At 72.9% G+C, this 26,355-nt stretch carries 24 protein-coding genes; 17 read left to right on the top strand and 7 right to left on the bottom strand.

The window, feature by feature from the left end; all coding sequences use genetic code 11:
* Positions 1 to 54: 54 nt before the first annotated feature.
* Entirely contained in the window at positions 55 to 3,816 is a 3,762-nt protein-coding gene (locus ACH4TP_RS10070; RefSeq protein WP_398185529.1) for a S8 family peptidase, read from the bottom strand.
* 233 nt (positions 3,817 to 4,049) lie between these two features.
* Here ACH4TP_RS10070 and ACH4TP_RS10065 point away from each other — a divergent pair, with 233 nt between their 5' ends.
* The 3 genes from ACH4TP_RS10065 (at position 4,050) to ACH4TP_RS10055 (ending at position 6,134) form a co-directional block, all read left to right on the top strand.
* The gene (locus ACH4TP_RS10065; RefSeq protein ID WP_389227150.1) at positions 4,050 to 5,033 is read left to right on the top strand and encodes a helix-turn-helix domain-containing protein; all 984 of its coding nucleotides are present in this window, start codon (positions 4,050 to 4,052) and stop codon (positions 5,031 to 5,033) included.
* A 140-nt stretch (positions 5,034 to 5,173) separates the two neighbouring features.
* Positions 5,174 to 5,656 carry a DUF456 domain-containing protein gene (locus ACH4TP_RS10060; RefSeq protein WP_389227147.1) on the top strand — a complete coding sequence of 161 codons (483 nt, stop codon included), beginning with the start codon at positions 5,174 to 5,176 and terminating at the stop codon, positions 5,654 to 5,656.
* A gap of 70 nt (positions 5,657 to 5,726) precedes the next feature.
* Positions 5,727 to 6,134 (top strand): PPOX class F420-dependent oxidoreductase, encoded by a 408-nt coding sequence (locus ACH4TP_RS10055; RefSeq protein ID WP_398185533.1) that lies wholly within the window; start codon positions 5,727 to 5,729, stop codon positions 6,132 to 6,134.
* Here ACH4TP_RS10055 and ACH4TP_RS10050 read toward each other — a convergent pair.
* The 3 genes from ACH4TP_RS10050 to ACH4TP_RS10040 form a co-directional block, all read right to left on the bottom strand.
* Entirely contained in the window at positions 6,104 to 7,456 is a 1,353-nt protein-coding gene (locus tag ACH4TP_RS10050) for a DNA-3-methyladenine glycosylase 2 family protein (RefSeq protein WP_389227141.1), read from the bottom strand. The genes ACH4TP_RS10055 and ACH4TP_RS10050 overlap by 31 nt on opposite strands.
* A gap of 88 nt (positions 7,457 to 7,544) precedes the next feature.
* Positions 7,545 to 8,660 carry a ribosome small subunit-dependent GTPase A gene (gene rsgA / locus ACH4TP_RS10045; RefSeq protein WP_398436934.1) on the bottom strand — a complete coding sequence of 372 codons (1,116 nt, stop codon included), beginning with the start codon at positions 8,658 to 8,660 and terminating at the stop codon, positions 7,545 to 7,547.
* Between the two features lie 246 nt (positions 8,661 to 8,906).
* Positions 8,907 to 9,923 (bottom strand): hypothetical protein, encoded by a 1,017-nt coding sequence (locus ACH4TP_RS10040; protein WP_398436932.1) that lies wholly within the window; start codon positions 9,921 to 9,923, stop codon positions 8,907 to 8,909.
* Between the two features lie 82 nt (positions 9,924 to 10,005).
* Here ACH4TP_RS10040 and ACH4TP_RS10035 point away from each other — a divergent pair, with 82 nt between their 5' ends.
* Positions 10,006 to 10,443, top strand: a complete 438-nt coding sequence (locus ACH4TP_RS10035) for a VOC family protein (protein ID WP_398436930.1) — start codon at positions 10,006 to 10,008, stop codon at positions 10,441 to 10,443.
* Here ACH4TP_RS10035 and ACH4TP_RS10030 read toward each other — a convergent pair.
* Positions 10,356 to 11,114 carry a DUF6597 domain-containing transcriptional factor gene (locus tag ACH4TP_RS10030; protein WP_398436928.1) on the bottom strand — a complete coding sequence of 253 codons (759 nt, stop codon included), beginning with the start codon at positions 11,112 to 11,114 and terminating at the stop codon, positions 10,356 to 10,358. The genes ACH4TP_RS10035 and ACH4TP_RS10030 overlap by 88 nt on opposite strands.
* Before the next feature lie 27 nt (positions 11,115 to 11,141).
* Positions 11,142 to 12,266 carry a YihY/virulence factor BrkB family protein gene (locus ACH4TP_RS10025; RefSeq protein WP_389227127.1) on the bottom strand — a complete coding sequence of 375 codons (1,125 nt, stop codon included), beginning with the start codon at positions 12,264 to 12,266 and terminating at the stop codon, positions 11,142 to 11,144.
* A gap of 17 nt (positions 12,267 to 12,283) precedes the next feature.
* On the opposite strand from ACH4TP_RS10025, the gene ACH4TP_RS10020 reads away from it, so the two are divergent.
* Both ACH4TP_RS10020 and ACH4TP_RS10015 read left to right on the top strand, forming a co-directional pair.
* Positions 12,284 to 13,921 carry an acyl-CoA dehydrogenase family protein gene (locus ACH4TP_RS10020; RefSeq protein WP_398436926.1) on the top strand — a complete coding sequence of 546 codons (1,638 nt, stop codon included), beginning with the start codon at positions 12,284 to 12,286 and terminating at the stop codon, positions 13,919 to 13,921.
* 259 nt (positions 13,922 to 14,180) lie between these two features.
* Positions 14,181 to 15,476 (top strand): GAF domain-containing protein, encoded by a 1,296-nt coding sequence (locus ACH4TP_RS10015; protein WP_398185555.1) that lies wholly within the window; start codon positions 14,181 to 14,183, stop codon positions 15,474 to 15,476.
* A gap of 6 nt (positions 15,477 to 15,482) precedes the next feature.
* Here the strand turns inward: ACH4TP_RS10015 and ACH4TP_RS10010 are convergent, their stop codons facing one another.
* Complete coding sequence (locus tag ACH4TP_RS10010) at positions 15,483 to 16,610, bottom strand: hypothetical protein (RefSeq protein WP_398436924.1); 1,128 nt, start codon at positions 16,608 to 16,610, stop codon at positions 15,483 to 15,485.
* Positions 16,611 to 16,821: 211 nt separating this feature from the next.
* Between ACH4TP_RS10010 and ACH4TP_RS10005 the strand changes: the two genes are divergently transcribed.
* From ACH4TP_RS10005 to ACH4TP_RS09955, 11 genes are all read left to right on the top strand, one after another.
* Complete coding sequence (locus ACH4TP_RS10005; protein ID WP_389227115.1) at positions 16,822 to 17,391, top strand: GNAT family N-acetyltransferase; 570 nt, start codon at positions 16,822 to 16,824, stop codon at positions 17,389 to 17,391.
* A 208-nt stretch (positions 17,392 to 17,599) separates the two neighbouring features.
* Positions 17,600 to 17,683: a putative leader peptide gene (locus tag ACH4TP_RS10000; RefSeq protein ID WP_351188065.1), complete on the top strand. Its 84-nt coding sequence runs from the start codon at positions 17,600 to 17,602 to the stop codon at positions 17,681 to 17,683.
* Between the two features lie 136 nt (positions 17,684 to 17,819).
* A complete protein-coding gene (locus ACH4TP_RS09995; protein WP_398436922.1) occupies positions 17,820 to 19,517 on the top strand; it encodes a nitrite/sulfite reductase in 1,698 nt (565 codons plus the stop codon).
* Positions 19,518 to 19,605: 88 nt separating this feature from the next.
* Positions 19,606 to 19,785 carry a hypothetical protein gene (locus tag ACH4TP_RS09990; protein ID WP_389227109.1) on the top strand — a complete coding sequence of 60 codons (180 nt, stop codon included), beginning with the start codon at positions 19,606 to 19,608 and terminating at the stop codon, positions 19,783 to 19,785.
* Positions 19,782 to 20,489 carry a phosphoadenylyl-sulfate reductase gene (locus tag ACH4TP_RS09985; RefSeq protein WP_398185566.1) on the top strand — a complete coding sequence of 236 codons (708 nt, stop codon included), beginning with the start codon at positions 19,782 to 19,784 and terminating at the stop codon, positions 20,487 to 20,489. The genes ACH4TP_RS09990 and ACH4TP_RS09985 overlap by 4 nt, the downstream gene beginning before the upstream one ends.
* Positions 20,471 to 21,052 (top strand): adenylyl-sulfate kinase, encoded by a 582-nt coding sequence (gene cysC, locus ACH4TP_RS09980; RefSeq protein WP_389227103.1) that lies wholly within the window; start codon positions 20,471 to 20,473, stop codon positions 21,050 to 21,052. The genes ACH4TP_RS09985 and cysC overlap by 19 nt, the downstream gene beginning before the upstream one ends.
* A complete protein-coding gene (cysD, locus tag ACH4TP_RS09975; protein WP_389227100.1) occupies positions 21,049 to 21,984 on the top strand; it encodes a sulfate adenylyltransferase subunit CysD in 936 nt (311 codons plus the stop codon). The genes cysC and cysD overlap by 4 nt, the downstream gene beginning before the upstream one ends.
* Positions 21,984 to 23,324: a sulfate adenylyltransferase subunit 1 gene (locus ACH4TP_RS09970; protein WP_389227097.1), complete on the top strand. Its 1,341-nt coding sequence runs from the start codon at positions 21,984 to 21,986 to the stop codon at positions 23,322 to 23,324. Before cysD ends, ACH4TP_RS09970 begins: the two co-directional genes overlap by 1 nt.
* Positions 23,325 to 23,540: 216 nt before the next feature.
* Complete coding sequence (locus tag ACH4TP_RS09965; RefSeq protein WP_389227094.1) at positions 23,541 to 24,656, top strand: aliphatic sulfonate ABC transporter substrate-binding protein; 1,116 nt, start codon at positions 23,541 to 23,543, stop codon at positions 24,654 to 24,656.
* 33 nt (positions 24,657 to 24,689) lie between these two features.
* Positions 24,690 to 25,484 (top strand): ABC transporter ATP-binding protein, encoded by a 795-nt coding sequence (locus tag ACH4TP_RS09960; RefSeq protein ID WP_389227091.1) that lies wholly within the window; start codon positions 24,690 to 24,692, stop codon positions 25,482 to 25,484.
* On the top strand, positions 25,471 to 26,355 hold the full coding sequence (locus ACH4TP_RS09955) for an ABC transporter permease (protein WP_389227088.1): 885 nt from the start codon (positions 25,471 to 25,473) through the stop codon (positions 26,353 to 26,355). The genes ACH4TP_RS09960 and ACH4TP_RS09955 overlap by 14 nt, the downstream gene beginning before the upstream one ends.

Genomic DNA, 26,355 nt, shown 5'->3' with positions numbered 1-26,355 from the left:
GTCCGCCGGGCGGCCCCACCCCCCACGGGAAGGACGCCCGGCGGACCGGCGTGATCAGCGCACGTCGTAGGCGCGGACCACGGTCTGGGTGACGGAGTTGCCGTTGGCATCCGTCAGTTCGGTTTTCAGGGTGACCTGCTTGCCGGTCGCGCCCGCGTGGTTCACGGTCGCGGTCCAGCCGTCGCCCTGCTGGGTGACCTGCGCTTCGGTCCAGGTCGTGCCCCCGTCGTAGGAGTACGAGAGCTTCGCCGAGGTGAGCGCCGCGGGGGTGTAGCCCGCGTGACCCGTCGCGCTGAGGCCGATGTGTTGGCCGTCGGTCGCGGCGAGGGTCTTGAGGCCGTCCTCCGGAAGGTCGTACCGGGGGAAGAGAATCGGGATGCCCTGAGAATAGACGCTCTCGTCAAGCTTGGAGGTGAATTTCCACACCGAGTTGACGGAAAGGGAGCGGGCCCAGACCCTGTTGCCGATCTTCATGGTGTTCTGTTCGAGCGTGTACGTCCCGGCTTCGGCCGGTACTTCGAACACTCCGGACGGCCAGCTGCTCTCGCCGAGGAGCTCGCCGTCGCGGCTCAGGCGCAGGTTCCCGATGTCGCCGAAGGAGCCGGGCTCGGCGTAGTGGGTGCGGTCGCCCCACATGGCGTTCGCGAAGCCGATGAGGTTGCCCTGCCGCTCGGCTGCGAGGACCGGCTTCCCGGTGGCGTCGCGGGGCGCGGTGGGGGCGATGACGCCGTCGTACCACTTCTCGGTGCGCCGCTCGCCGGGGGTGTACGTGCGGAGGGCGCCCATCATGACCTCCCCGAAGGGGAAGCTGCTGTTGACCATCTGCCGCCAGGCGGTGTCACCGGCGGAGTAGTACTCGGTGCGGGTGCCGGGCGCGGGGACGGTTTCGAGGGAGCCGAAGGAGATGCCGACGCCGTTGGGGCGGTAGGCGGCCGGGAAGTCCGTGAAGTCGGTGGCGATGCCGGCCGAGCCGTAGGTCGAGTCCGTGCGGCCGAGCTCGGCGTCGCGGACCCGGTACTCCTTGTCGTCGCGGATCGCGGCGGTCTCCGGGAAGGCGAGGTTGTAGAGGTACGGGCTCTTCGCGGTGCCCTTCCAGGAGAGGGTGACCTCTCCGGCGGCCAGCTCGCCGAGGAGCGCGGTGGCCTCCGTGGACGGGACGGAGAGGACCGGCAGGCCGTTGCCGGTGAAGCCGCCGCTCGGGTACCAGCGGCCGGGGGCCGAGTGGTACGTGACGACGGCGACGGCGCCGGCGGCCTTGGCGTTCCGGGCGAGGGTGCCCGCGAAGGTGGTGTCGTCCGGGAGCCGGACGAGGGCGATGCGGCCCTGGACCCCGGCGGCCTTGAGCTCGGCCGGCGTGCCCGTTCCGGCGTCGACGAGGCGGGCGGAGCCGGTGCCGTCGAGGTTGTCGGAGCCGAGGGAGCCGGTCAGCGGGTGCAGGACCGTGCCGTCGCCGGTGGTCAGCGAGGTGAGCTGCGGGGCGGCGGCGCGCCAGTAGCTGCCGAACTCGAAGTCGCCCTCGTCGGCCTTGCCTTCGACGGAGGCGTAGTAGCCGCGGATGGTGCGCGGTCCTGCGGCGGTTCCAGCGTGCAGCCAGAAGTCGTCCCAGGAGCGGGCGAACGCCAGGGTGGCGCCGCGGGGTTCGGAGGCCCGGTCGGTCCTGACCGACAGCTTGTGCGCCTTGCGGGCGTCGAGGACGACGGTGGTGTCCTTCTTGATCTCGACCTGCGGGCGGCCGAGGTAGCTGAGCGAGTCGTTCAGCGTGGCGCCCTCGCCCTCGTCGGGCGTGGTGACGAAGGAGGAGAGGAAGTAGCTGCCGGGGCGCAGGCGGTAGACCTGGTCGGCGGCTCCGTCGTTGAAGCGGCGCTCGCCGCTGGCGGTGTCGGTGCCGATGACGTCGAGGGAGGAGGCGCCGGAGGCCGGGTTGCCCTGACGGTCGATCAGCTTGACGCGGAGGGTGACGGTCTCGGGCTCCACGTACAGGGAGAACGGGGTGGAGACGTGGATGCCGCCGGGGCCGGTGGCGAGGACGCGTCCGGTGACGTCGCCGTACTGGGCGCGCTCCAGGCGGGCGTCGGGGTCGAGGGCGAGCGGGACCTCGGCGGTGGCGCCGGCGGGGACGGTGACGGTGCGCCTGCCGAGGCGGGCGACCGGGGACTTGACGGCGGATCCGTCGTTGCCGGTGACCTTCTCGACGGCGAGGTCGAGGGTGACCGGTGCGTCGGAGGTGTTGGTGTACGGCACGGAGACGGTGGTGCGGTCGCTCTTGTCCTGCGGCCAGTCGAAGGTGCCGCCCTGGACGGCGGGGGCGCCGAGGACGGTCTGCTCGATGGCGGCCTCGACGTCGAGACGGCCGCCGCCGACCTCGCGGACGTCGCCGGGAACCCCGCTGTCGGCGGAGGCGACGAGGGCGGCCTTGATCTGCTGGGCGGTCCAGTCGGGGTGGCGCTGCTTGACGATGGCGGCGGCGCCGGCGACGTGCGGGGTGGCCATCGACGTACCGGACATCGACTGGTACGCGTAGACGCCCCGGCCGCCCGCGGCGGCGGCGGAGATGCCGACGCCGGGCGCGGCTATCTCGGGCTTGAGGGTGTGGTTCACGATCGTCGGGCCGCGGCTGGAGAACCAGGCGGTGGAGTCGTCGCGGTCGACGGCGCCGACGGTGAGGACGCCGGGCGCGCAGCCGGGCGAGGAGACCGTGTTGTGCGCGGGGCCCGAGTTGCCGGCGGCGATGACGAACAACGTGCCCTTGTTCTGGGCGAGTTCCTCGGCGGCGACGCTCATGGGATCGGTGCAGTCGGTGGGTACGGGGCTGCCGAGGCTCATGGAGACGACGTCGGCGCCCTGCGCGACGGCCCACTCCATGCCCGCGATGATCCAGGAGGCGGCGCCGGAGCCGGAGTCGTTGAGGACCTTGCCGTTGAGGAGGTCCGCGCCGGGGGCGACGCCCTTCTTCCTGCCGTCGCTCGCGGCGCCGGAGCCGCCGACGGTGGAGATGGTGTGGGTGCCGTGGCCCTGGTGGTCGTCGGTGGTGTCGGAGTCGGTGAAGTTCTCCGAGGCGACGATGCGGCCCTTGAGGTCGGGGTGCTCGGCGTCGGCGCCGGTGTCGAGGACGGCGACCTTGGTGCCCTTGCCGTCGTAGCCGGCGGCCCAGGCCTCGGGGGCGTGGATCTGCTTCGTCGACTGCTCCAGGGTGGCCTGCACCTTGCGGTCGAGCCAGAGCTTCTTCAGGCCGGAGGCGGAGCGGGCGTTCGGGGCGCTGATCTCCGCCCAGAAGGTGGCGGCCTGCTTCTTCTCCGTCTTGAGCGCGACGCCGTCGACGGCCTTGAGGACCTGGCCGCGCCTGGCGCCGCGCGGGGCGGCGGGGACGGAGCGGGCGAGGTCGGAGCCGTAGACCGCGATCAGGGGCAGCGTGGCGGTGGCGGCGTCGTCGTAGCCCTGGCGGATCAGCCCCGTGACGTTGAAGAGCTCCTCGTCGACGCGGTCGGCGGCGAGCGCGGCGGCGGCGTCCTCGGGGTAGACGTACAGGTCCTGGCCGGAGCGGCGGGTCTGGACGAGGGGGACGGTCCCGTCCTCGCGGGGCAGGGCCGTGGCCGCCGGGTCGCCCTCGGCGTCCCGGGTGACCAGGACGCGGTCGCCGGTGACCAGGGTCACCGTGGCGCTCTTGGCTCCGGCGCGGGCCGAGGCCTCGCTGCCGACCAGCGGTCGCTTGCCGGCCGTGCCGTCCTGCGGCTCATTCGCCATGGACGGCGCGACCGCGGTGACGGCCAGGACGACGGCGGTCGCCGCCCCCAGGGCCGTACGCGAAATCGGACGCATCGCTCTCCCCATCTGATTCCGGAAAAAGGGCGTGAAGAGCCCTTCGCCGGAGGCTGTTGGTGCTGCGGTGGCGCCACATTGGCAGAGGTGAGGGCGGTACAGGGATGATGGGAGAGGCGGGAATACGCCGTGGCCGTTTCCCGCCAGGTCACCAACGGAACGAATCCCTCCGGCGAACGTCCCCGAAAGATCCGGGACGCCTCCCCGGAGGTGCGGCGAGGGGTGGGGCAACCATGCTGGGAGCGATAGGTCTCGACGAGCGCCAGGAGTCCGCGTACCGCGCCCTGGTCGCGCTGGGCGCGGCCGAGGTCGCCGATCTCGCCCACCGGCTCGCCCTGCCCGAGCAGGACACCGAGCGGGCGCTGCGCCGCCTGGAGTCGCAGGGGCTCGCCGCCCAGTCCTCGGCCCGCGCCGGCCGGTGGGTCGCGGCGCCGCCCGGGGTCGCGCTCGGCGCGCTCCTCACCCAGCAGCGCCACGAGCTGGAGCAGGCGGAGCTGGCGGCCGCGCTGCTCGCCGAGGAGTACCGGGCGGAGGCCGAGGAGGCGGCCGTGCACGACCTGGTGGAGGTGGTGACCGGGGCGAGCGCGGTGACGCATCGTTTCCTCCAGCTCCAGCTGGGCGCCCAGGAGGAGGTCTGCGCCCTGGTGACGGGCAAGCCGCTCGTGGTCTCCGGCCTGGAGAACGACGCGGAGGAGCAGGCGGCCGGGCGCGGGGTCCGCTACCGGGTGGTGATCGAGCGCGAGGTGCTCACCCTGCCGACCGGGCTGCTCGAACTGTCCGCGGCGCTCGGCCGCGAGGAGAAGATCAGGGTCGCGGACCGGGTCCCCACGAAGCTGGTCGTCGCCGACCGTTCCCTGGCCATGGTGCCGCTGACCGGGCGGGGCGCCGAGCCCGCGGCGATCGTCGTCCACGCGAGCGGGCTCCTCGAATCCCTCATGGGCCTGTTCGAGTCCGTGTGGCGGGAGGCGCTGCCGCTGCGGCTCGGGGCGGGCGCGCAGATCACCGAGGACGAGGCGCCGGGCCCGGACGTGATGGACCTGGAGATCCTGTCGCTGCTGCTCGCGGGAATGACGGACGCGAGCGTGGCGAAGCAGCTGGACCTGGGGCTGCGGACCGTGCAGCGGCGGGTGAAGGGGCTGATGGAACTGACCGGGGTGACGACCCGGCTCCAGCTCGGCTGGCACGCGTACGAGAAGGGCTGGGTCGCACGCGGCTGACACCGGGGGCGGCGGTGCCCTGGCCGCGGCCGGTACCGGGACCGCCGGGGTCCTCGGCGTTCTCCCCGTACCTCGTGCCCCGTAGCCCGTCCGCCCTTCGCGACCTGCGGGAATCCCGAGTGTCGTGCACGCTGGGCAGCGTGAGTGTGTGGCAGCTCCTGATGATCGCGACGGTGATGCTGCTCGGCCTGTTCGGGGTCCTCGCTCCCGGCGTGCCGGGAACGTGGCTGGTGTGGGCGGCGATGCTCTGGTGGTCGCTGCACGAGCGGACGGACCTCGCCTGGATCCTGCTCGCCTCCTCGACCGGCCTGCTCCTCCTCACCCAGGTGATCGTCTGGCAGCTCCCACCGCGCCGCCTGCGGGGCGTCGGCATCACCCGGCGCATGGTGGCGTACGCGGGGGTGGGCGCCGTCCTGGGCTTCGTCCTGATCCCGGTGGTGGGCGCGATCCCCGGCTTCGTCGGCGGGATCTACCTCTCGGAACGGCTCCGCCTCGGCGGCCACGGCCAGGCCAGGGCCGCGACCCGGACGGTGATGCGGGCGGTCGGCACGAGCGTGCTCGTCGAGCTCTTCGCCTGCCTGCTGATCGTGGGCGCGTGGGCGGGGGCGGTGTTCTGGGGCTAGGTCGAAGGTCCGAGCCGCGACCCGTCCCCGTACCGATACGCCGCGGGGCGGGCCGCGCGATCATGGGGCCATGAGGGATTTCGAGGGCTTCAGCGAGGCCGAGCGGGCCTATCTCACGGAGGGCCGGAAGCTCGGCCGGATGGCGACCGTGGACCCGTCCGGGCAGCCGCAGGCGAACCCGGTGGTCTACTTCCCGCAGGAGGACGGCACCGTCCTGGTGGGCGGGATCCGCATGGGCGGGACGAAGAAGTGGCGCAACCTGCGGAAGAACCCGAAGGTGGCGCTCGTCGTCGACGACCTCGTCAGCGTCCGCCCCTGGCGGGTGCGGGGCATCGAGATCCGCGGCGAGGCGGAGCTCCTGGTGGGCTCGCACCTGCTGGGCCCCTCCTTCAGCGAGGAGGTCGTCCGGATCCACCCGCGCCGGGTCCACAGCTGGGGCCTGGAGGACTACGACCGGTCGGGGCCCCTTCCGAGGTAGCGGGTGGCGTACGAGCGCCACGGCCGCCACTCCTCCGCCTCCCGCCCGTCCCCGAGGGCGACGTCCGGGTCGCCGAGGGCGCGCATCCGGATGAGCGCGGCGGCCTCGGCGGTGACGCCGGGGACGGCGAGCAGGGCGCGCTGGGCCTCGTCGCGGTCGGCGCCGGGGTCGAGGCGTACGGCTCCGTCGGCGAGGGCGCGGGCCAGCGGCCCGGCGACGGGGTGGCCGGTCAGGGCGGCGGGCTCGGGGAAGACGTGGGTGAGGGTGCCGCAGGCGGTGGCCAGGGGGGTACCGTACGGCTCGACGAGCCGGGCCGACTCCTCGGCGCCGAGGACCGTCCGCAGCGCGAACTCCTCGGGCTCGGCCGTCCCCGGCGAGCGCACGCCCGGCCGGGCGGCCACCTCGGCGGCGAGCCCGGGGGCCGCGCCGAGGCGCTCGGCGACCGCGTACGGGTCGGCGTCGAGGTCGAAGAGGCGGCGCAGCCGGTGCACGGCGGTGGTCAGGTCGCGCAGCTCGGCGAGGTGGATGCGGGCCTCCAGCCAGCGCCCGCCGGAGCGCTCGTCGACGGAGACGACGCCGGTGCCGTACGGGAGGCGGAGGGTGCGCCGGTAGGTGCGGGCGCCGGGGGCGCCGACGACCTCCTCGACCCGGGGCACGGCCTCGGCGGCGAGCAGGTCGAAGACCTCGCCGGCCGCGTACGGGCCCCGGTGGGCGAGCCGCAGCGGCACTCCGGCGGCGAGGGCGGTACGGGCTCCCGCGCCGCTGCCCGCCTCGGCGCGCAGGGCGGTGGGGGTGCGGGCGTAGACGGCGCGGATCGTCTCGTTGAACTGGCGGACGCTGGCGAATCCGGCGGCGAAGGCGATCTCGGTGACGGGCAGGCCCGTGGTCTGGAGCAGCAGCCGCGCGGTGTGCGCCCGCTGGGCGCGGGCGAGCGCGACGGGTCCGGCGCCGAGCTCGGCGGTGAGCTGGCGCTGCACCTGCCGGGTGCTGTAGCCGAGGCGTCCGGCGAGTCCGGGGACGCCTTCGCGGTCGACGACGCCGTCGCCGATCATCCGCATGGCGCGTCCGACGACGTCGGCCCGGACGTTCCACTCGGCGGAGCCGGGCACGGCGTCGGGCCGGCAGCGGCGGCAGGCTCGGAAGCCGTGGCCCTGGGCGGCGGCGGCCGTCGGGTAGAAGGAGACGTTCTGCCGCTTGGGGGTGACGGCGGGGCAACTGGGCCGGCAGTAGATCCCGGTGGTCCGGACGCCGAAGAAGAACTCTCCGTCGAACCGGGCGTCCCTGCTGCTGACCGCCTCGTAGCGGGTGTCGTCGTCCCTCATGGCTCCCAGTGTGCGGGAGCGGCCCCGACCCGGCTCGCGGTTTTCGGACACCGCGATCGGGTCGGGGCGACGGGCCGCCGGACGGGCCCTACCGGCCCCGGCCGCCGCGCTTGATCTCCATGGCGGTGCGGCCCTCCCGGCCCATGCGCTTCCACTCCTTGAGCATCTCGGAGCGGACCCGGGCGTCGGTCTTGGCCACGATCCGCCGGTTCTCGCGGATCAGCTTCTGGTAGCTCTCCAGGCGGCGCACGGACAGCGAGCCGTCCTCGATCGCGGCCGTCACGGCGCAGCCCGGCTCGGACTCGTGGGAGCAGTCGTGGAAGCGGCAGTCCCCGGCCAGCTCCTCGATCTCGGAGAAGACCTGGCCGACACCGGCCTCGGCGTCCCAGAGCCCGACACCGCGCAGTCCGGGGGTGTCGATGAGGACTCCCCCGCCGGGCAGCACGAACAGGTTGCGGGTGGTCGTCGTGTGGCGGCCCTTGCCGTCGACGTCGCGGGCGGCCCGGACGTCCATGACGTCCTCGCCGACCAGCGCGTTGGCGAGGGTCGACTTGCCGGCGCCGGAGACGCCGAGCAGCACGGTCGTGCCCCCGGCGACGGTCGCGGCGAGCACGTCGAGCCCTTCCCCGGTGGCGGAGCTGAGGGGCAGCACCTGCACGCCGGGCGCGACCGTCTCCACGTCCTCGACGAGGTAGGAGAGCCCGACGGGGTCGGGCACGAGGTCGGCCTTGCTGAGGACGACGGTCGGCTGCGCGCCGGACTCCCAGGCCAGGGCGAGGAAGCGTTCGATCCGGCCGAGGTCGAGCTCGACGGCGAGCGAGACGGTGATGACGGCGTGGTCGACGTTGGCCGCGAGGATCTGTCCCTCGGAGCGCTTGGAGGAGGTGGAGCGCGCGAAGGCCGTACGGCGCGGCAGGCAGGCCCGTACGTACCGGGGGTCGCTCGCGCCCTCCGGGTCGACGGCGGCCCAGTCACCGGTGCAGACGACCCGCAGCGGGTCGTGCGGGGTCACGAACGCCGTGTCGGCGCGGATGACGCCCTCGGCGGTGGCGACGTCGCACTGACCGCGGTCGACGCGGACGACGCGCCCCGGGATCAGCCCCTGGGCGGCGTACGGCGCGAAGGCGGCGGCCCAGCCGGAGTCCCAGCCGTGGGCGTCGAGCGAAGAAGAAGCGGAGGAAACGGAAGAAAGCGGGAAAGACAAGGGGGACCCTTCACAGGGGCGGCCCCGGCGCTGAAAGACGGAAGAGTGAGGTCAGCCGGTGGCCGCGGAGGTGGTGTGGATGAACATCCGCGTGTGGGCGAGGCCCTTCGTGACGACAGCCATCAGTCACACCTCCTGTGTCTTTCGCGATCGCGTCTTCTCGCGATCTCGCGTACGTGTCGCACCGTAGCCGGAGCGCTCCGGCGCGCGCCACGGGTTTTTCCAGGCCCTGCCCCAGGCCTCTCCTCAGGCCCCGTCCCAGGCCGTCGCGAGCAGGGTCATCACGACCGCCGTGAGCACTCCGGTGGCCAGCAGGGCCGGGGTGCCCGGGGGCGGGGTCCAGAGGCGCGGGGCGGTGGGCGGGTCCTCGGTGCGGGCGGTGGCGCGGGCGCGGGCGAGGGCGGCGGCGGGCGGGTCCTGGGGGAGGTCGACGAGCCAGGGGCGGCGGGGGTCGTGGCGGACGAGGGCCGCGCGGTGGACGCGGACGTCCTGGAGGTCGAGGGGGTGCTCGACCTCGATGCGGTACGGGGCGCCCCGCTCGGGCCGTACGGTCAGGTCGTAGACGAACGCGGTCCCGCGCGTGGTGAGGGCGTTCAGCCGGGCGGGCGCGTGGGCGGCCCTCTCGTCGGGGACGGGGCCATGAGCCACGCCGGGGCGGTGGTTCAGGCGGGCCGTGCCGAGCGCGACGAGCAGGGCGACGGTGCCGTTGAGGCCGAGCATCATGATCCAGCGCGGCCCGTCGAGGGCGCCCTGCACCAGGCCGGTGACCGCGAGGGTCCCCGGGACGGCCGCGAGCAGGGTGCCCGGTGCGATGAGCGCGCGCAGCAGGGCGGCGACGGCGGGCCGGCCACGCGGGCGCGGGGGTCCGTCCTCCTCCGCCGTCGGCCCGCGGCGCACGGCCCGGACCGCGCCGGCCGTGACGAGGGCCACGCCGAGCGCGGCGATGCCGTACGCGGCGAGGAGCGCGTGGTCGTCCTCCCGGCGCACGAGGAGCCCGAAGGCGGCGAGGAGCGCGGCGAGCCCGGCGCCGCCGAGGCCGAGCCGGGGGGCGGCGAACACGGCGGCGGCCAGTCCCGAGATCACCCCGAACGGGATCGCCGGGCCCGCGAGGTCGTTCGTGCCGCAGCCCCCGGAGTCGCAGTCCCAGCGCACGCCCGAGTTCTCGGTGGCGTACACGTGGAAGAGGAACCAGGTCTGCCAGAACAGCAGGATCGCCGCCGCGGCCCAGGGCCAGGACGTCCGTCCGTACGCGCGCGTGCTCATGGCCCGACCCTAACCAGCCCCCGCCGGAGCCACGTCCGATTCGTACAAGACCCCCTCCCGGTCCCCTGCCTACCGTGGCGTCATGGACACAGCACCCCGTATCGCTCCCCGTTTCGACCTCGTCGGTCTCGTCGTCTCCGACATGGCCGCCTCGCTCGCGTTCTACCGGCGCCTGGGCCTGGACGTCCCGGCCGGGGCCGAGTCCGCCCCGCACGTGGAGGCGGCGCTGCCCGGCGGGCTGCGGATCGCCTGGGACACGGAGGACGTCGTCCGCTCCTTCGATCCCGGCTGGACGCGCCCGGCGGGCGGCAACCGCGTCGAGCTCGCCTTCCGGTGCGGGACGCCGGCGGACGTGGACGCGGTGTACGAGGAGCTGGTCGCCGCCGGGTACCGGGGGCATCTGAAGCCCTGGGACGCCGTGTGGGGGCAGCGCTACGCCGTGGTCCTCGACCCGGACGGCAGCGGGGTCTCGCTCTTCGCGGACACAGCGGACACGGAAGCGGACACGGAGGCCTTGTAGGCGCTCAGGGTGGTGCCCGCCAGGGCCCGGGTCTCGCGGGCCAGGTGGGCCTGGTCTGCGCAGCCCGCGCGCAGGGCGGCCTCCGCGTACGGCACCCCGGCCCGGACCATCGCGAGCGCGCGCTGGAGGCGCAGGACGCGGGCGAGGGTCTTGGGTCCGTAGCCGAAGGCGTCCAGCGAGCGCCGGTGCAGCCCGCGGACGCCGAGCCCGACCGCCTCGGCCGTCTCGGCGACCGCCCGGCCCGCCGCGAGGCGCGCCACGACGGCCCGCAGGAGCGGGTCGGGCGCGGGGGCCTCGGCGGCCCGGCGCAGGACGAGCTCCCCCAGGGCGGCGGCCGGGTCGGGGGCCTCGGCGATCCGCTCGCCGAGCCGCCGCGCCTCCGCCTCGCCCCACAGCGCGCCGAGGGCGACCCGGCGGTCGCGGAGTTCATGGGCGGGCACGCCGAAGAAGCCGGGGGCGTCCCCCGGGGCGAAGCGGATGCCCGCGTACCGTGCGGCGAATTCGCCGGGCACGTACGCGCGTGTGTCGGGTCCGGCGACGAGGAGGCTCCCGTCGGCCCAGATCAGGTCCATGCAGCCGTCGGGCAGGACAGGCCGTTCCGCCGTGGGGCCGGCGGCGGTCCGGGTCCACAGCACGGCTCCGTCGAGCAGGGCGGGGCGCTCCTCGTACACCCTCCGAGCCTAGGACCCCGGGGGAGGTCAGTCCTTCTCCCAGCCCGAGTGGAGGCGGGACTTCACGTCGTCCGGGGGCAGGAACTTGGACCAGCGCTCGGGGAACTCGGAGGGCATGTCCGGGTCGTCCTCGTCGACGTCCTCGGCCTCGGCGCGCACGCGGGCGACGAGTTCGGCGGCCTGGGCGGCGCGGGCGCGTTCGTTGGCCTCGCGGGCGGCGGCGGTGGCGACGGAGGGCCAGACGCGGTCGATGGCGGCGTTCACGGCGGCGCCGACGAGGACCGCGAAGGCCGAGATGCCGATCCAGAGGAGGACGGCGATGGGGGCGGCGAGCGAGCCGTAGATGGTGGGGCCCTCGACCTGGCTGGTCAGGTAGATGCGCAGCAGGAAGCTGCCGAGGACCCACATCCCGAGCGCGATGAGGGCGCCGGGGATGTCCTCGATCCACGGCGATCTGACGGGCACGGACACGTGGTAGAGCGTGGTGAGGAAGGCGATGGAGAGCAGGATGACGATCGGCCAGTAGAGGACGGCGACGACCTCGGTGCCCCAGGGGACGAGTTGGACGATCCGGTCGGGGCCGACGACCGCGAGCGGCAGCACGACGGCGCCGATGAGCAGCGCCGCGATGTAGAGGAGCAGGGCCAGGAGCCGGGTCTTGACGATGCCGCGGCGCCCGTCGAGTCCGTACATCACGGTGATGGTGTCGATGAAGACGTTCACGGCGCGCGAGCCGGACCAGAGGGCGATGGCGAAGCCGAGGGAGATCAGGTCGGGCCGTTTGCCCTGGGTGATGTCGTCGAGGAGGGGTTCGGCGACCTCGTGGACGCCCCGGTCGGAGAGGACCGTGCCGGCCGCGTGGAGGATGTTCTCCCGGATGCTGGCGACGGTGTCGGTGTTGGTCCAGTCGTCGGCGTAGCCGAGGACGGCGATCAGGCCGAGCAGCAGGGGTGGCAGGGACAGCAGCGTGAAGAACGCGGCCTCGGCGGCGAGGCCGAGGATCCGGTACTCGATGCACGAGTTGACGGTGTCCTTGAGGAGCAGCCAGACCATCTTCCGCTTCGAGACGTTGCGGTAGAGGACGCGCGCGCGGTGGAGCCTGCTCCAGGGCCGCCGCTCGGGCCGTTCGGGTGTTTCTCTTGCTGCCTGCACCTGCTTACCGTATCGGCATGGCAGCGAGCACCCACACCGTGACCAATCAGGCCCCTCCCCTGACCGGATACGACGTCTTCACGAGCGACCGGGCGCTGTCGGAGGCGGTCGAGCGGCATCTCGCGCCGGAGCTCCTGACGGAGGCGCGGGAGGAGCTGGAACTGCTCGGCCGGGCCTCAGGTTCGGAGCAGGTGCGGGAGTGGGGGGAGCAGGCGAACGGCAACCCGCCCCGGCTGCGGACCCACGACCGGTACGGGCGGCGGATCGACGAGGTCGAGTTCCATCCGGCCTGGCACCGGCTCCTGGGGCGGTCGGTGTCGGCGGGGCTCACGGACGCGTGGGGCCGGCCGGGTGGCCATGTGCGGCGGGCCGCCGGGTTCCTGGTGGCCTCGCAGGCGGAGGCGGGGCACGGCTGTCCGCTGTCGATGACGCATGCCGCGGTGCCCGCGCTGCGCGCCGAGCCGGAGCTCGCGGCGGTCTGGGAGCCGGCGGCCCTCTCGCACGTGTACGAGCGGGAGCTGCGGCCGGTCGCGGAGAAGCCGGGGGCGCTGCTCGGCATGGCGATGACGGAGAAGCAGGGCGGCAGCGACGTACGGGCGAACACGACGGAGGCCCGGCCGCTGGCGGCCGACGGGGAGTACGTCCTGACGGGGCACAAGTGGTTCTGTTCGGCGCCGATGTCGGACGCCTTCCTGGTCCTCGCGCAGGCTCCGGCGGGGCTGACCTGCTTCCTGGTGCCGCGGGTCCTCGCGGACGGTTCGCGCAACGCGTTCGCGCTCCAGCGGCTCAAGGACAAGCTGGGCAACCGGTCGAACGCCTCCGCCGAGGTGGAGTTCGACGGCACGACCTGTGCCCGTCGCGTCGGCGAGGAGGGGCGCGGGATCCGGACGATCATGGGCATGGTGGCGGCGACGCGCCTCGACTGCGTGCTCGGTTCGGCGGCGCTGATGCGGCAGGCGGTGGCGCAGGCCGTGCACCACGCCTCGTACCGCTCGGCCTTCGGCGGTCCGCTCGTCGAGAAGCCCCTGATGCGGAACGTACTGGCCGATCTGGCGCTGGAGTCGGAGGCGGCGACGGCCCTCGGGATGCGGCTCGCGGCGGCGTACGACGCGGGGACCCAGGAGGAGTCGGCCCTGCTGCGGATCTCGGTTCCGGCGGCGAAGTACTGGGTGACGAAGCGGTGCGTGCCGGTGGTGGCGGAGGCGCTCGAATGCCTGGGCGGCAACGGGTACGTGGAGGAGTCGGGGATGCCCCGGCTGCTGCGGGAGTCGCCGCTCAACTCGGTCTGGGAGGGCTCGGGGAACGTGCAGGCGCTGGATGTCGTACGGGCGCTGCGGACCGAACCCGCCGCGCTCGACGCGCTGCTCCGCGAGGTCGGGGAGGCGCGGGGCGCGGACCACCGGCTGGACCGGGCGATCCGGGGCGTGCTCGTCGAACTGGCGGACCTGGAGGGGATCGAGGCGCGGGCGCGGCGGTTCGCGGAGCGGCTCGCGCTGGTGCTCCAGGGGGCGCTGCTCGTGCGCTGGGCTCCGCCGGAGGTGGCGGACGCGTTCTGCGCGGCGCGGCTCGGCGGGGACGGCGGCGCGGCCTTCGGGACGCTCCCGCACACGCTGGATCTGCGGGCGCTGGTGGAGCGGGCACGGGTGGAGATCTGAAGTGGAGATCTGAACCGGGCGGCTGAACCGGGCCGGTACGCGCGGAAAAGCGGGGGTGGTGCTGCGCCGACACGGCACCACCCGCCGCTCGCACCACCCTCACTCAGGAGGGCGGTCGGTCGCCAGAGTTGCAAAGGGTTGCAGGATTACCCGAACCGGGCCTCGCCGGGTGGTCCCGGACGGCACGATGGGCACCGACACTCCGGACATCTGCCCCGTGCAGAACCGATACAGCACCCCGGGTGGCTGGGAGAGACCGATGAACAACACGCAGCTCGACATGAAGCGGCTCGCCTCCATGGACGCCGCCCAGGCCACCCGGCTGCTGCACCGGGTGCGCGAGGAGACCCTGGCCGGCCGACGGCCGCCGATCGCGCCCCGCCCGGTGATCGACGCCTCCTGGCAGCGGATGGCCCGCCTCGGTCTCGACCCCGACCAGGACACGAGCAGCGTGCTGCTCCGGCGCGACGAGCTGGAGGAGCGGCGCAGGAGCACGCTCCTCTCCGAGGTCATGCAGACGCTGAGCGGCGGGCTCGCCGGCATCGCCGACGCCTCCCTCCAGATCATGGTGGTCACCGACGAGCACGGCCGGGTGCTGTGGCGCCAGGGGAACTCCGCGGTGCTGCGGCGGGCGAACGGCATCTGCCTGGAGGAGGGCGCCGCCTGGGACGAGCACGCCACCGGGACGAACGCGGTCGGCACGGCGCTCGCCATGCGCCGGGCGGTGCAGGTGCACTCCGCCGAGCACTACGTGCAGTCGCTGCACAACTGGACCTGCGCCGCCGCGCCCGTGCACGATCCGCGCGACCAGCGGCTCCTGGGGATCCTGGACGTGAGCGGTCCCGCGTCCAGCTTCCATCCGGCGATGCTGGCCCTGGTCGGCTCGGTGGCGCAGCTCGCCGAGGCCGAGATGCGGGAGCGGCACCACCGCTCGATCGAGCGGCTGCGGGCGGTGGCCGCGCCGATCCTGTGCCGGGTGGGCGGCCGGGCCGTCGCGGTGGACGCCCACGGCTGGACGGCGGCGGTGACGGGGCTCGCGCCGGTGGACCGGATCCCGCTGCCCAAGTCGTTCGGGGCGGGCCGGATCTGGCTGCCCTCGCTCGGGGTGTGCGCGGTGGAGCCGCTGCCGGGCGGCTGGCTGCTGCGGGTCGAGGAGGAGAGCCGGCCCGAGGAGCCGGGCTCGGAGAAGGCGGCGAGTCGGGTGGTCCTGGACCTGAGCCGGCCGCGCCGCTGGACGGTGGCGGTCTCGGGGGTGGCGGGCAGCTGGCAGCAGGAGCTCAGCCCGCGCCACGCGGAGCTCCTCTACGTCCTGGCGCTGCACCGGGACGGCCGGACGGCCGCGGAGCTGGCGGACGACGTGTTCGGCGACCGTACGCGCACGGTGACCGTACGGGCCGAGATGTCCCGGGTGCGGCGGAACCTGGCGGGGGTCCTGGCGCACCGCCCGTACCGCTTCCGGGAGGAGGTCGAGGTGGAGGTCCTGCGCCCGGAGCGGCCCGAGGACCTGCTGCCGCACTCCACCGCCCCCGCCGTCCGCGCCGCGACCCCCGCCTGACCGGCCCTAGGAGGCCAGCTCCTGGAAGAGGGCGCCGATCTCGGCCTGGGTCGCGACCAGCGGCAGGGTGTCGAAGTACAGCTCCCACTCCCCGCCGGGGCCGAAGCGCTCCACGATCCCGAAGGGGACACCGGTGCGGAGCGCCCCGCCTTCGCGTACGGAGGCGGTCCCGTGCCACTCCACATAGGTGGTGGTCTCGCCGACGGCGACCTGGCCCGCCTTGAGGTCGAGGTCGGCGGTGGCGAAGAGGCGCTCCAGGTAGGCGCGCCTGCCCGCCTCGGAGACCAGCGGGGCGGCGAGCCCGGGCCCGCTGAGCCGTGCGCCCCCGGCGCGGGCGAGGAGCGCGTCGACGTCCCCGGCGTTCCAGGCGGCGAGGCGCTCCGCCGTCTCCCCGGGCCGGGCCCGGAAGCCGGGCCCGGGCCGGAGGTCGGCCCCGGCCTCGGGCCGGAGGTCAGCCTCGGCCTCGGGTCGGAGCTCGGCCCCGGGCCGCTCGCCGTCCCCCGGCGATCCCTCGTCCGTGATGCCCGCGAAGAGCGGGGTGGGGGCCGCCTCGGGCAGGGTGTCGCGGAAGAGGACGGCGCGGTCGTAGTAGCGGCGGGCCTGGAGGGTGCGGCCCTCGTCGCCGAGGACGTTCCGGGCGATCTGGGGATAGGCGACGGTGCGGCCCTTGAGGGTGACCTCGTTCCACTGTCCGAACATCACGGTGCTGCCGTCGGCGACCACGTCCGTGCCCCGGTAGGTGAGGCCGGGTGCCAGGCGCAGGGAGCCGGTGATGGAGGTGCCGATCGTGGTGCGGCCGCGCTGCGGGGCGCTCCCGGCCTCCCAGAGGGTGGCCTCGGGGTCGAAGATGTCGAGGTAGGCCCGGACCCGGGGGTGGGCGAGGTCACCGGGCGCGGGCGGCGTGCCGGTCGGCATCTCGCCGAAGGCGATCTGCCTCTCCATGAAGGCGCAGGCGTTGGGGGTGACGCGGCCCTCGAGCCGCTCGACCTTCTGCCGCGCCGCCGGGCAGTCGCCGCGCGCCGCCGTGGCCGCTCCGCCCGGCAGCGCCTCCGCCGTCGTCACGGTGACCGCCGCTCCGGCGACGAGCGCCGTCGCCATCGCGATGCCCGCCAGTCCACGCCGCCCCGTACCCATGTCGTACCCCTCGTGTCGTCGGAAGCCGGGTGCGGCCGTGTGCCGTCCCGGTGCGCTCACCCTGCCGGGAGGGCGGTGCGGGGGTCGATTACCTCCGAGGTCATGCGCCTCCGGGGCATGCGCCCCGAGGCCCTGTCCGCATGGCGGACAGCCTGTCCGCCGACGCCGAACGGGGGTGGGAATCCGGCGCTCCGCATGATGCGATGACCTCATGAGCATCACTCTCACCACCTGGTCCCTCGAACAGACCTCGCCGTCCGATCTCCGCCCCTCCCCCGCCCCCGAGGGCGACGACATCACGATCGCGCGGGCCGAGGTCCCCTCGCCGGAGTACAGCCGCTTCCTCTATACGGCGGTCGGCGGCGACATCCGCTGGAACGACCGCCTGCCGCTCACGTACAAGCAGTGGCAGGAGATCGTCGAGAAGCCGGGGGCCGAGATCTGGGTGGCGTACGACCGGGGGACGCCGGCCGGGTACGTGGAGCTGGACCCGCAGGCCGACGGTGTCGTCGAGATCGTCTACTTCGGCCTGATCCCCGCCTTCCGGGGGCGCCGGATCGGCGGCCACCTCCTCTCCTTCGGGACGGCGCGCGCCTGGGACCTGGCCGAGCGCTGGCCGGGGCGGGAGGACACGAAGCGCGTCTGGCTGCACACCTGCTCGCTCGACGGCCCGCACGCGATGGCCAACTACGAGCGGCGCGGCTTCCGGCTCTTCGACACCAAGGTGGAGGAGGTCGAGGAGTCGGAGACCCCCGGCCCGTGGCCCGGCGCCCACGCCTGAGGCACGCGCCGACCGGACGCACCGGCCGCCCGGACCGGCCGCACGCGCCGGCCACCCGCGTCGGCCGTGCGCGCCGACCACGGCAAAGGGGCCCCGACGGGGCCCCTTTCGCGTGACCCACGACACAGCGTCTCACCCATCAAGACATCTATGTCCAAATCCTGGACGATGCTGGACTGGGTCCAAAGTCCCGTGACACGCTTCCGTCATGTCTGGAACTGGAATTGCCTTGGTGAGTCGGCGGCACGTCGACCTCGGCCGCATGTCCAGCGCCATCTGTTCGGCGCGCTGAGAGAACCAGCACCGCCGCGATTTCTTTCAAGCCCGACTCTGCCCCACCCTGCTGCGCACTGACGCGCCCCCCTCTGACCTGAGCGCGAGTGTGCAGGTCAGAGCCGCCCTCTCGCAGTCCCGAAGGACGAAACGCCATGGCCGCCACCCCGGAAAACCCCACCCCTGCCACCGCCCGCCGCAAGGCCGGGCGCCACCGTGGCGAGGGCCAGTGGGCCGTGGGGCACTTCACCCCCCTCAACGGCAATGAGCAGTTCAAGAAGGACGACGACGGTCTCAATGTGCGGACACGTATTGAGACGGTCTACTCGAAGCGCGGTTTCGACTCCATCGACCCCAACGACCTGCGCGGACGCATGCGCTGGTGGGGTCTCTACACCCAGCGCAAGCAGGGGCTGGACGGCACCAAGACGGGTGTCCTGGAGCCGGAGGAGCTGGACGACGAGTACTTCATGCTCCGGGTCCGCATCGACGGCGGCCGGCTGACGACCGAACAGCTCCGCGTCATCGGCGAGATCTCCGAGGAGTTCGCCCGCGGCACCGCCGACATCACGGACCGGCAGAACGTCCAGTACCACTGGATCCGCATCGAGGACGTCCCCGAGATCTGGAACCGCCTGGAGGCGGTCGGCCTGTCCACCACCGAGGCCTGCGGCGACACCCCGCGCGTCATCCTCGGCTCGCCGGTCGCCGGCATCGCCGAGGACGAGATCATCGACGGCACCCCCGCCATCGAGGAGATCTACCGCCGGATCGTCGGCAACAGGGACTTCTCCAACCTGCCCCGCAAGTTCAAGTCCGCGGTCTCCGGCTCGCCGCTGCTCGACGTGGCGCACGAGATCAACGACATCGCCTTCGTCGGCGTGGAGCACCCGGATCACGGTCCCGGTTTCGACGTGTGGGTCGGCGGCGGTCTGTCCACCAACCCGAAGCTCGGCGTCCGCCTCGGCACCTGGGTCTCCCTCGACGAGGTCCCCGACGTCTACGAGGGCGTCATCTCGATCTTCCGCGACTACGGCTACCGCCGGCTGCGCAACCGCGCCCGTCTGAAGTTCCTCGTCGCCGACTGGGGCCCGGAGAAGTTCCGCCAGGTCCTGGAGGACGACTACCTGAAGCGGAAGCTGACGGACGGCCCCGCCCCGCAGGAGCCCGCCGGCCGCTGGCGCGACCACGTCGGCGTCCACAAGCAGAAGGACGGCCGCTTCTACGTCGGCTTCGCGCCGCGCGTCGGCCGGGTCGACGGCGCCACCCTGACGAAGATCGCCGAGGCCGCCGAGGCGCACGGCTCCGGCCGGGTCCGCACCACCGCCGAGCAGAAGATGCTCGTCCTCGACATCGAGGAGGCGCAGGTCGAGTCGCTCGTCTCCGCCCTGGAGGCGCTGGACCTGCGGGTCACCCCCTCGCCGTTCCGGCGCGGCACGATGGCCTGCACCGGCATCGAGTTCTGCAAGCTCGCGATCGTCGAGACGAAGGGCCGCGGCTCCTCGCTCATCGACGAGCTGGAGCGCCGCATCCCGGAGTTCGACGAGCCGCTGACGATCAACATCAACGGCTGCCCGAACGCCTGCGCCCGCATCCAGGTCGCGGACATCGGCCTCAAGGGCCAGCTGGTCCTGGACGACGAGGGCAACCGCGTCGAGGGCTACCAGGTCCACCTGGGCGGCGCCCTCGGCCTGGAGGCCGGCTTCGGCCGCAAGGTCCGCGGCCTCAAGGTCACGGCCGCCGAGCTCCCGGACTACGTGGAGCGGGTCCTCAAGCGCTTCCAGGCGGAGCGCGAGACCGGCGAGCGCTTCGCGACCTGGGCGGCCCGCGCCTCCGAGGAGGCCCTGTCGTGAGCGACGCGCACGCGGCCGCCGGGCCGCAGCCGACGACGAAGGCCGCACCTCTGCGCCGCGTGGGCGGAGAAGCGAACGAGGAGGCACTGTGAGCGAGCGTGCGGCCCCCTTCTTCTGCCCCTACTGCGGGGACGAGGACCTGCGTCCCAACGAGCAGGGTCACGGCGCCTGGGAATGCGCCGCGTGCAGTCGAGCCTTCCAGCTGAAGTTCCTGGGGCTCCTCGCCCCGGCGACTTCGGACAGCAGCACTGGGAGGAAACAGATATGACGGTCACTCAGGACGCCACCGCGGCCGACCTCAAGGCACTCGCCGAGCAGGCCGGCCGCGATCTGGAGGACGCCTCCGCACTGGAGATCCTCCGCTGGGCCGTGGACACCTTCGGCGACCGCTTCTGCGTCACCTCCTCCATGGAGGACGCGGTCGTCGCCCACCTCGCCTCGCGCGTCAAGCCCGGCGTGGCCGTCGTCTTCCTCGACACGGGCTACCACTTCGAGGAGACCATCGGCACCCGCGACGCCGTGGACGCCGTCATGGACGTCGACGTCATCACCCTGACCCCGCGTCAGACCGTGGCCGAGCAGGACGCCGAGTACGGTCCGAGGCTCCACGACCGCGACCCCGACCTGTGCTGCGCGCTGCGCAAGGTCAAGCCGCTGGAGGAGGGCCTCACCGCGTACGGCGCGTGGGCCACCGGCCTGCGCCGCGACGAGTCCCCGACCCGGGCGAACACCCCGGTCGTCGGCTGGGACGAGAAGCAGCAGAAGGTCAAGGTCTCCCCCATCGCCCGCTGGACGCAGGACGACGTCGACGCGTACGTCACGGAGCACGGCGTCCTCACCAACCCGCTCCTCATGGACGGGTACGCCTCCGTCGGCTGCGCTCCCTGCACCCGCCGCGTCCTGGAGGGCGAGGACGCCCGCGCCGGACGCTGGGCGGGACGGGCCAAGACCGAATGCGGGCTGCACGGATGACGGACACTCAGACACTTCAGGAGAACCACGTGACCGGTGCCACCATCTGGCTCACCGGCCTGCCGAGCGCCGGAAAGACCACCATCGCGTACGAGCTGGCCGGCCGCCTCCGCGAGGAGGGCCACGCCGTCGAGATCCTCGACGGCGACGAGATCCGCGAGTTCCTCTCCGCGGGCCTCGGCTTCAGCCGCGAGGACCGGCACACCAACGTGCAGCGGATCGGCTTCGTCGCCGAGCTGCTCGCCTCGCACGGCGTGAAGGTCCTGGTCCCGGTCATCGCCCCGTACGACGACAGCCGCGAGGCGGTCCGCAAGCGCCACCAGGCCGAGGGCACCGCCTTCGTCCAGGTGCACGTGGCCACCCCGGTGGAGGTCTGCTCCGTTCGCGACGTGAAGGGCCTCTACGCCAAGCAGGCCGCGGGCGAGATCAGCGGCCTCACCGGCGTCGACGACCCGTACGAGGCGCCCGAGAACCCCGATCTCCGGATCGAGTCCCAGAACCAGACCGTGCAGGAGTCCGCGGCGCAGCTCCACGCGCTGCTCACCGAGAGGGGCCTCGCATGACGACCGTTGCCCACGTCCACGACACCACGGACAGTCCGTTCGCGCTGTCGCACCTCGACTCCCTGGAGTCCGAGGCCGTCCACATCTTCCGTGAGGTGGCGGGCGAGTTCGAGCGGCCGGTGATCCTCTTCTCCGGCGGCAAGGACTCCATCGTCATGCTGCACCTGGCGCTGAAGGCCTTCGCCCCCGCGCCGGTCCCCTTCACGCTGCTGCACGTCGACACCGGGCACAACTTCCCCGAGGTCATCGAGTACCGCGACCGCGTGGTGGCCCGGCACGGGCTGCGGCTGCACGTGGCCTCCGTGCAGGAGTACATCGACGCCGGCAAGCTCCGCGAGCGCCCCGACGGCACCCGCAACCCGCTGCAGACCGTCCCGCTGACCGAGGCGATCCAGCAGCACCGCTTCGACGCCGTCTTCGGCGGCGGCCGCCGCGACGAGGAGAAGGCCCGCGCCAAGGAGCGGGTGTTCTCGCTGCGCGACGAGTTCTCGCAGTGGGACCCGCGCCGCCAGCGCCCCGAGCTGTGGCAGCTGTACAACGGCCGGCACGCCCCCGGCGAGCACGTCCGCGTCTTCCCGCTCTCCAACTGGACCGAGCTGGACGTCTGGCAGTACATCGCCCGTGAGGGCATCGAGCTGCCGGAGATCTACTTCGCCCACGAGCGCGAGGTCTTCGCCCGCAACGGCATGTGGCTGACCGCCGGCGAGTGGGGCGGCCCCAAGGACACCGAGACGGTCGAGACGCGGCTCATCCGCTACCGCACCGTCGGCGACATGTCCTGCACCGGCGCCGTCGACTCCGACGCCACCACGCTGGACGCCGTCATCGCCGAGATCGCCGCCTCCCGCCTCACCGAGCGGGGTGCCACCCGCGCCGACGACAAGATGTCCGAGGCCGCGATGGAAGACCGCAAGCGCGAAGGGTACTTCTAATGAGCACGTCCACCGAGCAGTTCGCCGACGTCTCGGCCACCACCCTGCTGCGTTTCGCCACCGCCGGGTCCGTCGACGACGGCAAGTCCACCCTGGTGGGACGGCTCCTGCACGACTCCAAGTCGGTCCTCACCGACCAGCTGGAGGCCGTCGAGGCCGCGTCCCTCAGGCGGGGCCAGGAGGCGCCCGACCTGGCGCTCCTCACCGACGGCCTGCGGGCCGAGCGCGAGCAGGGCATCACCATCGACGTGGCCTACCGCTACTTCGCGACCGCCCGCCGCCGCTTCATCCTGGCCGACACCCCCGGGCACGTGCAGTACACCCGCAACATGGTCACCGGCGCCTCCACCGCCGAGCTGGCCGTGGTCCTCGTCGACGCCCGCAACGGCGTCGTCGAGCAGACCCGCCGGCACGCCGCGGTCGCCGCGCTGCTGCGCGTCCCGCACGTGGTCCTCGCCGTCAACAAGATGGACCTGGTCGACTACCAGGAGTCCGTCTTCGCCGCGATCGCCGAGGAGTTCACGACGTACGCCTCCGAGCTCGGCGTCCCGGAGATCACCGCGATCCCGATCTCGGCGCTCGCCGGCGACAACGTCGTGGAGCCGTCCGCGAACATGGACTGGTACGGCGGCCCGACCGTCCTGGAGCACCTGGAGACCGTCCCGGTCAGCCACGACCTGACGGCCTGCCACGCCCGCTTCCCGGTGCAGTACGTGATCCGCCCGCAGACCGCCGAGCACCCCGACTACCGGGGCTACGCCGGTCAGATCGCGGCCGGTGCCTTCCGGGTCGGCGAGGAGATCACCGTCCTGCCCTCGGGGAAGAAGTCGACGATCAGCGCCATCGACGCGCTCGGCGAGTCCGTGGACATCGCCTGGGCCCCGCAGTCGGTGACGATCCGGCTCGCCGACGACATCGATATCTCGCGCGGCGACCTGCTCGCGCCGAGCGGCGACGCCCCGGCCACCAGCCAGGACGTCGAGGCGACGGTCTGCCACGTGGCGGACCAGCCGCTCACCGTCGGCCAGCGGGTCCTGCTCAAGCACACCACGCGCACGGTCAAGGCGATCGTCAAGGACATCCCCTCGCGGCTGACCCTCGACGACCTGTCCCAGCACCCGAACCCCGGGCAGCTGGTCGCCAACGACATCGGCCGCGTCAAGGTCCGCACGGCCGAGCCGCTCGCGCTCGACTCGTACGCGGACTCCCGCCGTACGGGTTCGTTCCTGCTGATCGACCCCGCGGACGGCACCACGCTCGCGGCCGGCATGGCGGGCGACTCCTTCGCCACGGCCAAGGCCGTCGCCGCGGTCGACGAGGAAGAAGGGTGGGATTTCTGAGATGAGACAGAACGTCTACGCCACCTTCGCGAAGGAGGGCGGCCGGGTCGGCTCCGGCGCCCTCGGCGCGGGCATGGGAGGTGTCGCGCGATGTGCGTGCTGACCTCGACGTACCGCGTGTGCGGTGCGAACCGGCTCCACCCGCACCACCTGCTCCACCCCGAAAGACATAGACGCAGACTTCGCTGAGAAGTCGAATCGAGGGGAACTCCACCCGTGCCTGCCACCACCCGTACCACCCTGCGCCGCGGCCTCGCCGCCGCTGCCGCCCTGCCGCTGCTGATCGGCGCGCTCGCCTCCTGCGGCTACGGCTCCGAGGCCGCGAAGGACGACGCCCCGAAGAAGGCGGCCGCCGAGGGCGAGAAGCTCTCCGCCGACACCGTACGGCTCGGGTACTTCCCCAACCTCACGCACGCCACTGCGCTCGTCGGTGACCAGGAGGGCATCCTCCAGAAGGAGCTGGGCGGCACCAAGCTGGTCCCCACCACCTTCAACGCGGGCCCGTCCGAGATCGAGGCGCTGAACGCCGGCTCCATCGACATCGGCTTCATCGGCCCCTCGCCGTCCATCAACGGCTACGTCAAGACCAAGGGCACCAACCTCCGCATCGTCGGCGGCGCGGCCTCCGGCGGCGTGAAGCTCGTGGTGAACCCGGCGAAGATCAAGACCCCGGACGACCTCAAGGGCAAGAAGATCGCCACCCCGCAGCTCGGCAACACGCAGGACGTGGCCTTCCTCAACTGGATCTCCGAGAAGGGCTGGAAGGTCGACGCCCAGAGCGGCAAGGGCGACGTCTCCGTGGTCCGCACGGACAACAAGGTCACCCCGAACGCCTACTCCTCCGGCGCCATCGACGGCGCCTGGGTACCCGAGCCGACCGCGTCGAAGCTGGTCAGCGAGGGCGCGAAGGTGCTGCTCAACGAGTCCGACCTGTGGCCGGACAAGAAGTTCGTCATCACGAACATCATCGTGTCGCAGAAGTTCCTGAAGGAGCACCCGGACGTCGTCGAGGCGTTCCTGCGCGGCTCGGTGAAGACCAACGAGTGGATCAACGCCAACCAGGACAAGGCGAAGGCCTCGGCCAACGCCAAGCTGAAGGCCCTCTCGGGCAAGGCGCTGGGCGCGAAGGTGATCGACGCCGCGTGGCCGTCCATCCAGTTCACCAACGACCCGCTGGCGGCCACCCTGCAGACCCAGGCCGACCACGCGGTGAAGGCCGGTCTCCTGAAGCAGCCCGAGCTGTCCGGCATCTACGACCTGAAGCCGCTCAACAAGGTCCTGAAGGCCGCGGGTCAGCCCGAGGTCTCCGACGCCGGTCTCGGCGCGAAGTAACAGCCCGCAGCTGAAACCCAGGAGGTGACGACCATGGCCACGACCACGACGCTCGCCAAGGCCGAGGACCGTGCGGCGGTGACCCATGCCGCCCGCATCGAGCACGTCTCCAAGTCCTTCGGCGGACCCGCCGGCGGGCAGCTCGTCCTCGACGACATCACGCTCGATGTCGCCCCCGGCGAGTTCGTCACCCTCCTGGGCGCCTCGGGCTGCGGCAAGTCCACGCTGCTCAACCTGGTCGCCGGGCTCGACCGGCCGTCCGCGGGGTCCATCGAGACCCCCGGCGGCCGGCCGGCCCTGATGTTCCAGGAGCACGCCCTCTTCCCGTGGCTCACCGCGGGCAAGAACATCGAACTGGCCCTGCGGCTGCGCGGGGTGGCCAAGGCCGAGCGGCGCGGGGAGGCCGAGCGGCTGCTCGACCTCGTCCGGCTCGGCGGCTCGTACGACAAGCGGGTCCACGAGCTGTCCGGCGGCATGCGCCAGCGGGTCGCGCTGGCCCGCGCGCTCGCCCAGGACAGCGACCTGCTCCTGATGGACGAGCCGTTCGCCGCGCTCGACGCCATCACCCGGGACGTGCTGCACGACGAGCTGACCCGGATCTGGCGGGAGACGAAGCTGTCGGTGCTCTTCGTCACCCACAACGTGCGCGAGGCCGTGCGGCTGGCCGAGCGCGTCGTCCTCCTCTCGTCCCGGCCCGGCCGGATCGCGCACGAGTGGAAGATCGACATCCCTCAGCCGCGCCGCATCGAGGACGCCGCCGTCGCGGAGCTGTCCCTCGAGATCACCGAGCACCTGCGTGGGGAGATCCGCCGTCATGGCCAGCACTGACATCAGCCCGAACACCGACGACCTGGCCGGTCTCGAAGCGGGCCTGGACGCCCTCGACACCGTGAACGTCTCGCGGCTCCCGGTCCGCCAGGTGCTGGTCAAGAAGGTGCTGCCGCCGGTCGTCGCCGTCGTGCTCGTCCTGGTGGTCTGGCAGCTGCTCGTCACCCTGAAGGTGACGGACGACTACAAGCTGCCCGCCCCGTCCGCGGTGTGGGACAGCCTGACCGCGATGTGGCTGGAGGGCACGCTCCTCCAGGTCCTCTGGACCAGCATCTCCCGGGCCCTCTTCGGCTTCCTCCTGGCGCTCGCCATCGGCACCCCGCTGGGTCTGCTCGTCTCCCGCGTGAAGTTCGTGCGCGCGGCGATCGGCCCGATCCTCGCGGGCCTCCAGTCGCTGCCCTCGGTGGCCTGGGTGGCGCCCGCCGTCCTGTGGCTCGGCCTCAACGACAGCATGATGTACGCGGTGATCCTGCTGGGCGCCGTCCCGTCGATCGCCAACGGCCTCGTCGCCGGCGTCGACCAGGTCCCGCCGCTCTTCCTGCGGGCGGGCCAGACGCTCGGCGCGACGGGCCTCAAGGGCGCCTGGCACATCGTGATGCCGGCCGCGCTCCCCGGCTACCTGGCCGGTCTCAAGCAGGGCTGGGCGTTCTCCTGGCGCTCGCTGATGGCCGCGGAGATCATCGCCTCCTCGCCGGACCTGGGCCTCGGCCTCGGCCAGCTCCTGGAGAACGGTCGCAACAACATCGACATGGCCGGGATCTTCCTGGCGATCATCCTGATCCTGATCGTCGGCATCGCCATCGACCTGCTCATCTTCAGTCCGCTGGAGCGCGCGGTCCTGCGCCGCCGCGGCCTGCTCACGAAGGCCTGA

Origin of the sequence: Streptomyces sp. NPDC021012, assembly GCF_044333355.1 — a bacterium.
Classification (GTDB): domain Bacteria; phylum Actinomycetota; class Actinomycetes; order Streptomycetales; family Streptomycetaceae; genus Streptomyces.
Note: the sequence above shows the minus strand (reverse complement) of the source record. Positions and strands in the feature narration are given on the sequence as shown.

Excerpts from the sequence above, each read along its gene's own strand:
- ACH4TP_RS09985 (WP_398185566.1), top strand. The coding sequence starts at position 19,782 with ATGACGGTCACTCAGGACGCCACCGCGGCCGACCTCAAGGCACTCGCC.
- ACH4TP_RS09995 (WP_398436922.1), top strand. The coding sequence starts at position 17,820 with ATGGCCGCCACCCCGGAAAACCCCACCCCTGCCACCGCCCGCCGCAAG.
- ACH4TP_RS10000 (WP_351188065.1), top strand. The coding sequence starts at position 17,600 with ATGTCTGGAACTGGAATTGCCTTGGTGAGTCGGCGGCACGTCGACCTC.
- ACH4TP_RS10015 (WP_398185555.1), top strand. The coding sequence starts at position 14,181 with ATGAACAACACGCAGCTCGACATGAAGCGGCTCGCCTCCATGGACGCC.
- ACH4TP_RS10010 (WP_398436924.1), bottom strand. The coding sequence starts at position 16,610 with ATGGGTACGGGGCGGCGTGGACTGGCGGGCATCGCGATGGCGACGGCG.
- ACH4TP_RS10065 (WP_389227150.1), top strand. The coding sequence starts at position 4,050 with ATGCTGGGAGCGATAGGTCTCGACGAGCGCCAGGAGTCCGCGTACCGC.
- ACH4TP_RS10005 (WP_389227115.1), top strand. The coding sequence starts at position 16,822 with ATGAGCATCACTCTCACCACCTGGTCCCTCGAACAGACCTCGCCGTCC.
- ACH4TP_RS09970 (WP_389227097.1), top strand. The coding sequence starts at position 21,984 with ATGAGCACGTCCACCGAGCAGTTCGCCGACGTCTCGGCCACCACCCTG.
- ACH4TP_RS10040 (WP_398436932.1), bottom strand. The coding sequence starts at position 9,923 with ATGAGCACGCGCGCGTACGGACGGACGTCCTGGCCCTGGGCCGCGGCG.
- ACH4TP_RS09960 (WP_389227091.1), top strand. The coding sequence starts at position 24,690 with ATGGCCACGACCACGACGCTCGCCAAGGCCGAGGACCGTGCGGCGGTG.
- ACH4TP_RS10070 (WP_398185529.1), bottom strand. The coding sequence starts at position 3,816 with ATGCGTCCGATTTCGCGTACGGCCCTGGGGGCGGCGACCGCCGTCGTC.
- ACH4TP_RS10035 (WP_398436930.1), top strand. The coding sequence starts at position 10,006 with ATGGACACAGCACCCCGTATCGCTCCCCGTTTCGACCTCGTCGGTCTC.
- cysC (WP_389227103.1), top strand. The coding sequence starts at position 20,471 with ATGCGGGCTGCACGGATGACGGACACTCAGACACTTCAGGAGAACCAC.
- ACH4TP_RS10020 (WP_398436926.1), top strand. The coding sequence starts at position 12,284 with ATGGCAGCGAGCACCCACACCGTGACCAATCAGGCCCCTCCCCTGACC.
- ACH4TP_RS09955 (WP_389227088.1), top strand. The coding sequence starts at position 25,471 with ATGGCCAGCACTGACATCAGCCCGAACACCGACGACCTGGCCGGTCTC.
- ACH4TP_RS10055 (WP_398185533.1), top strand. The coding sequence starts at position 5,727 with ATGAGGGATTTCGAGGGCTTCAGCGAGGCCGAGCGGGCCTATCTCACG.
- ACH4TP_RS10050 (WP_389227141.1), bottom strand. The coding sequence starts at position 7,456 with ATGAGGGACGACGACACCCGCTACGAGGCGGTCAGCAGCAGGGACGCC.
- cysD (WP_389227100.1), top strand. The coding sequence starts at position 21,049 with ATGACGACCGTTGCCCACGTCCACGACACCACGGACAGTCCGTTCGCG.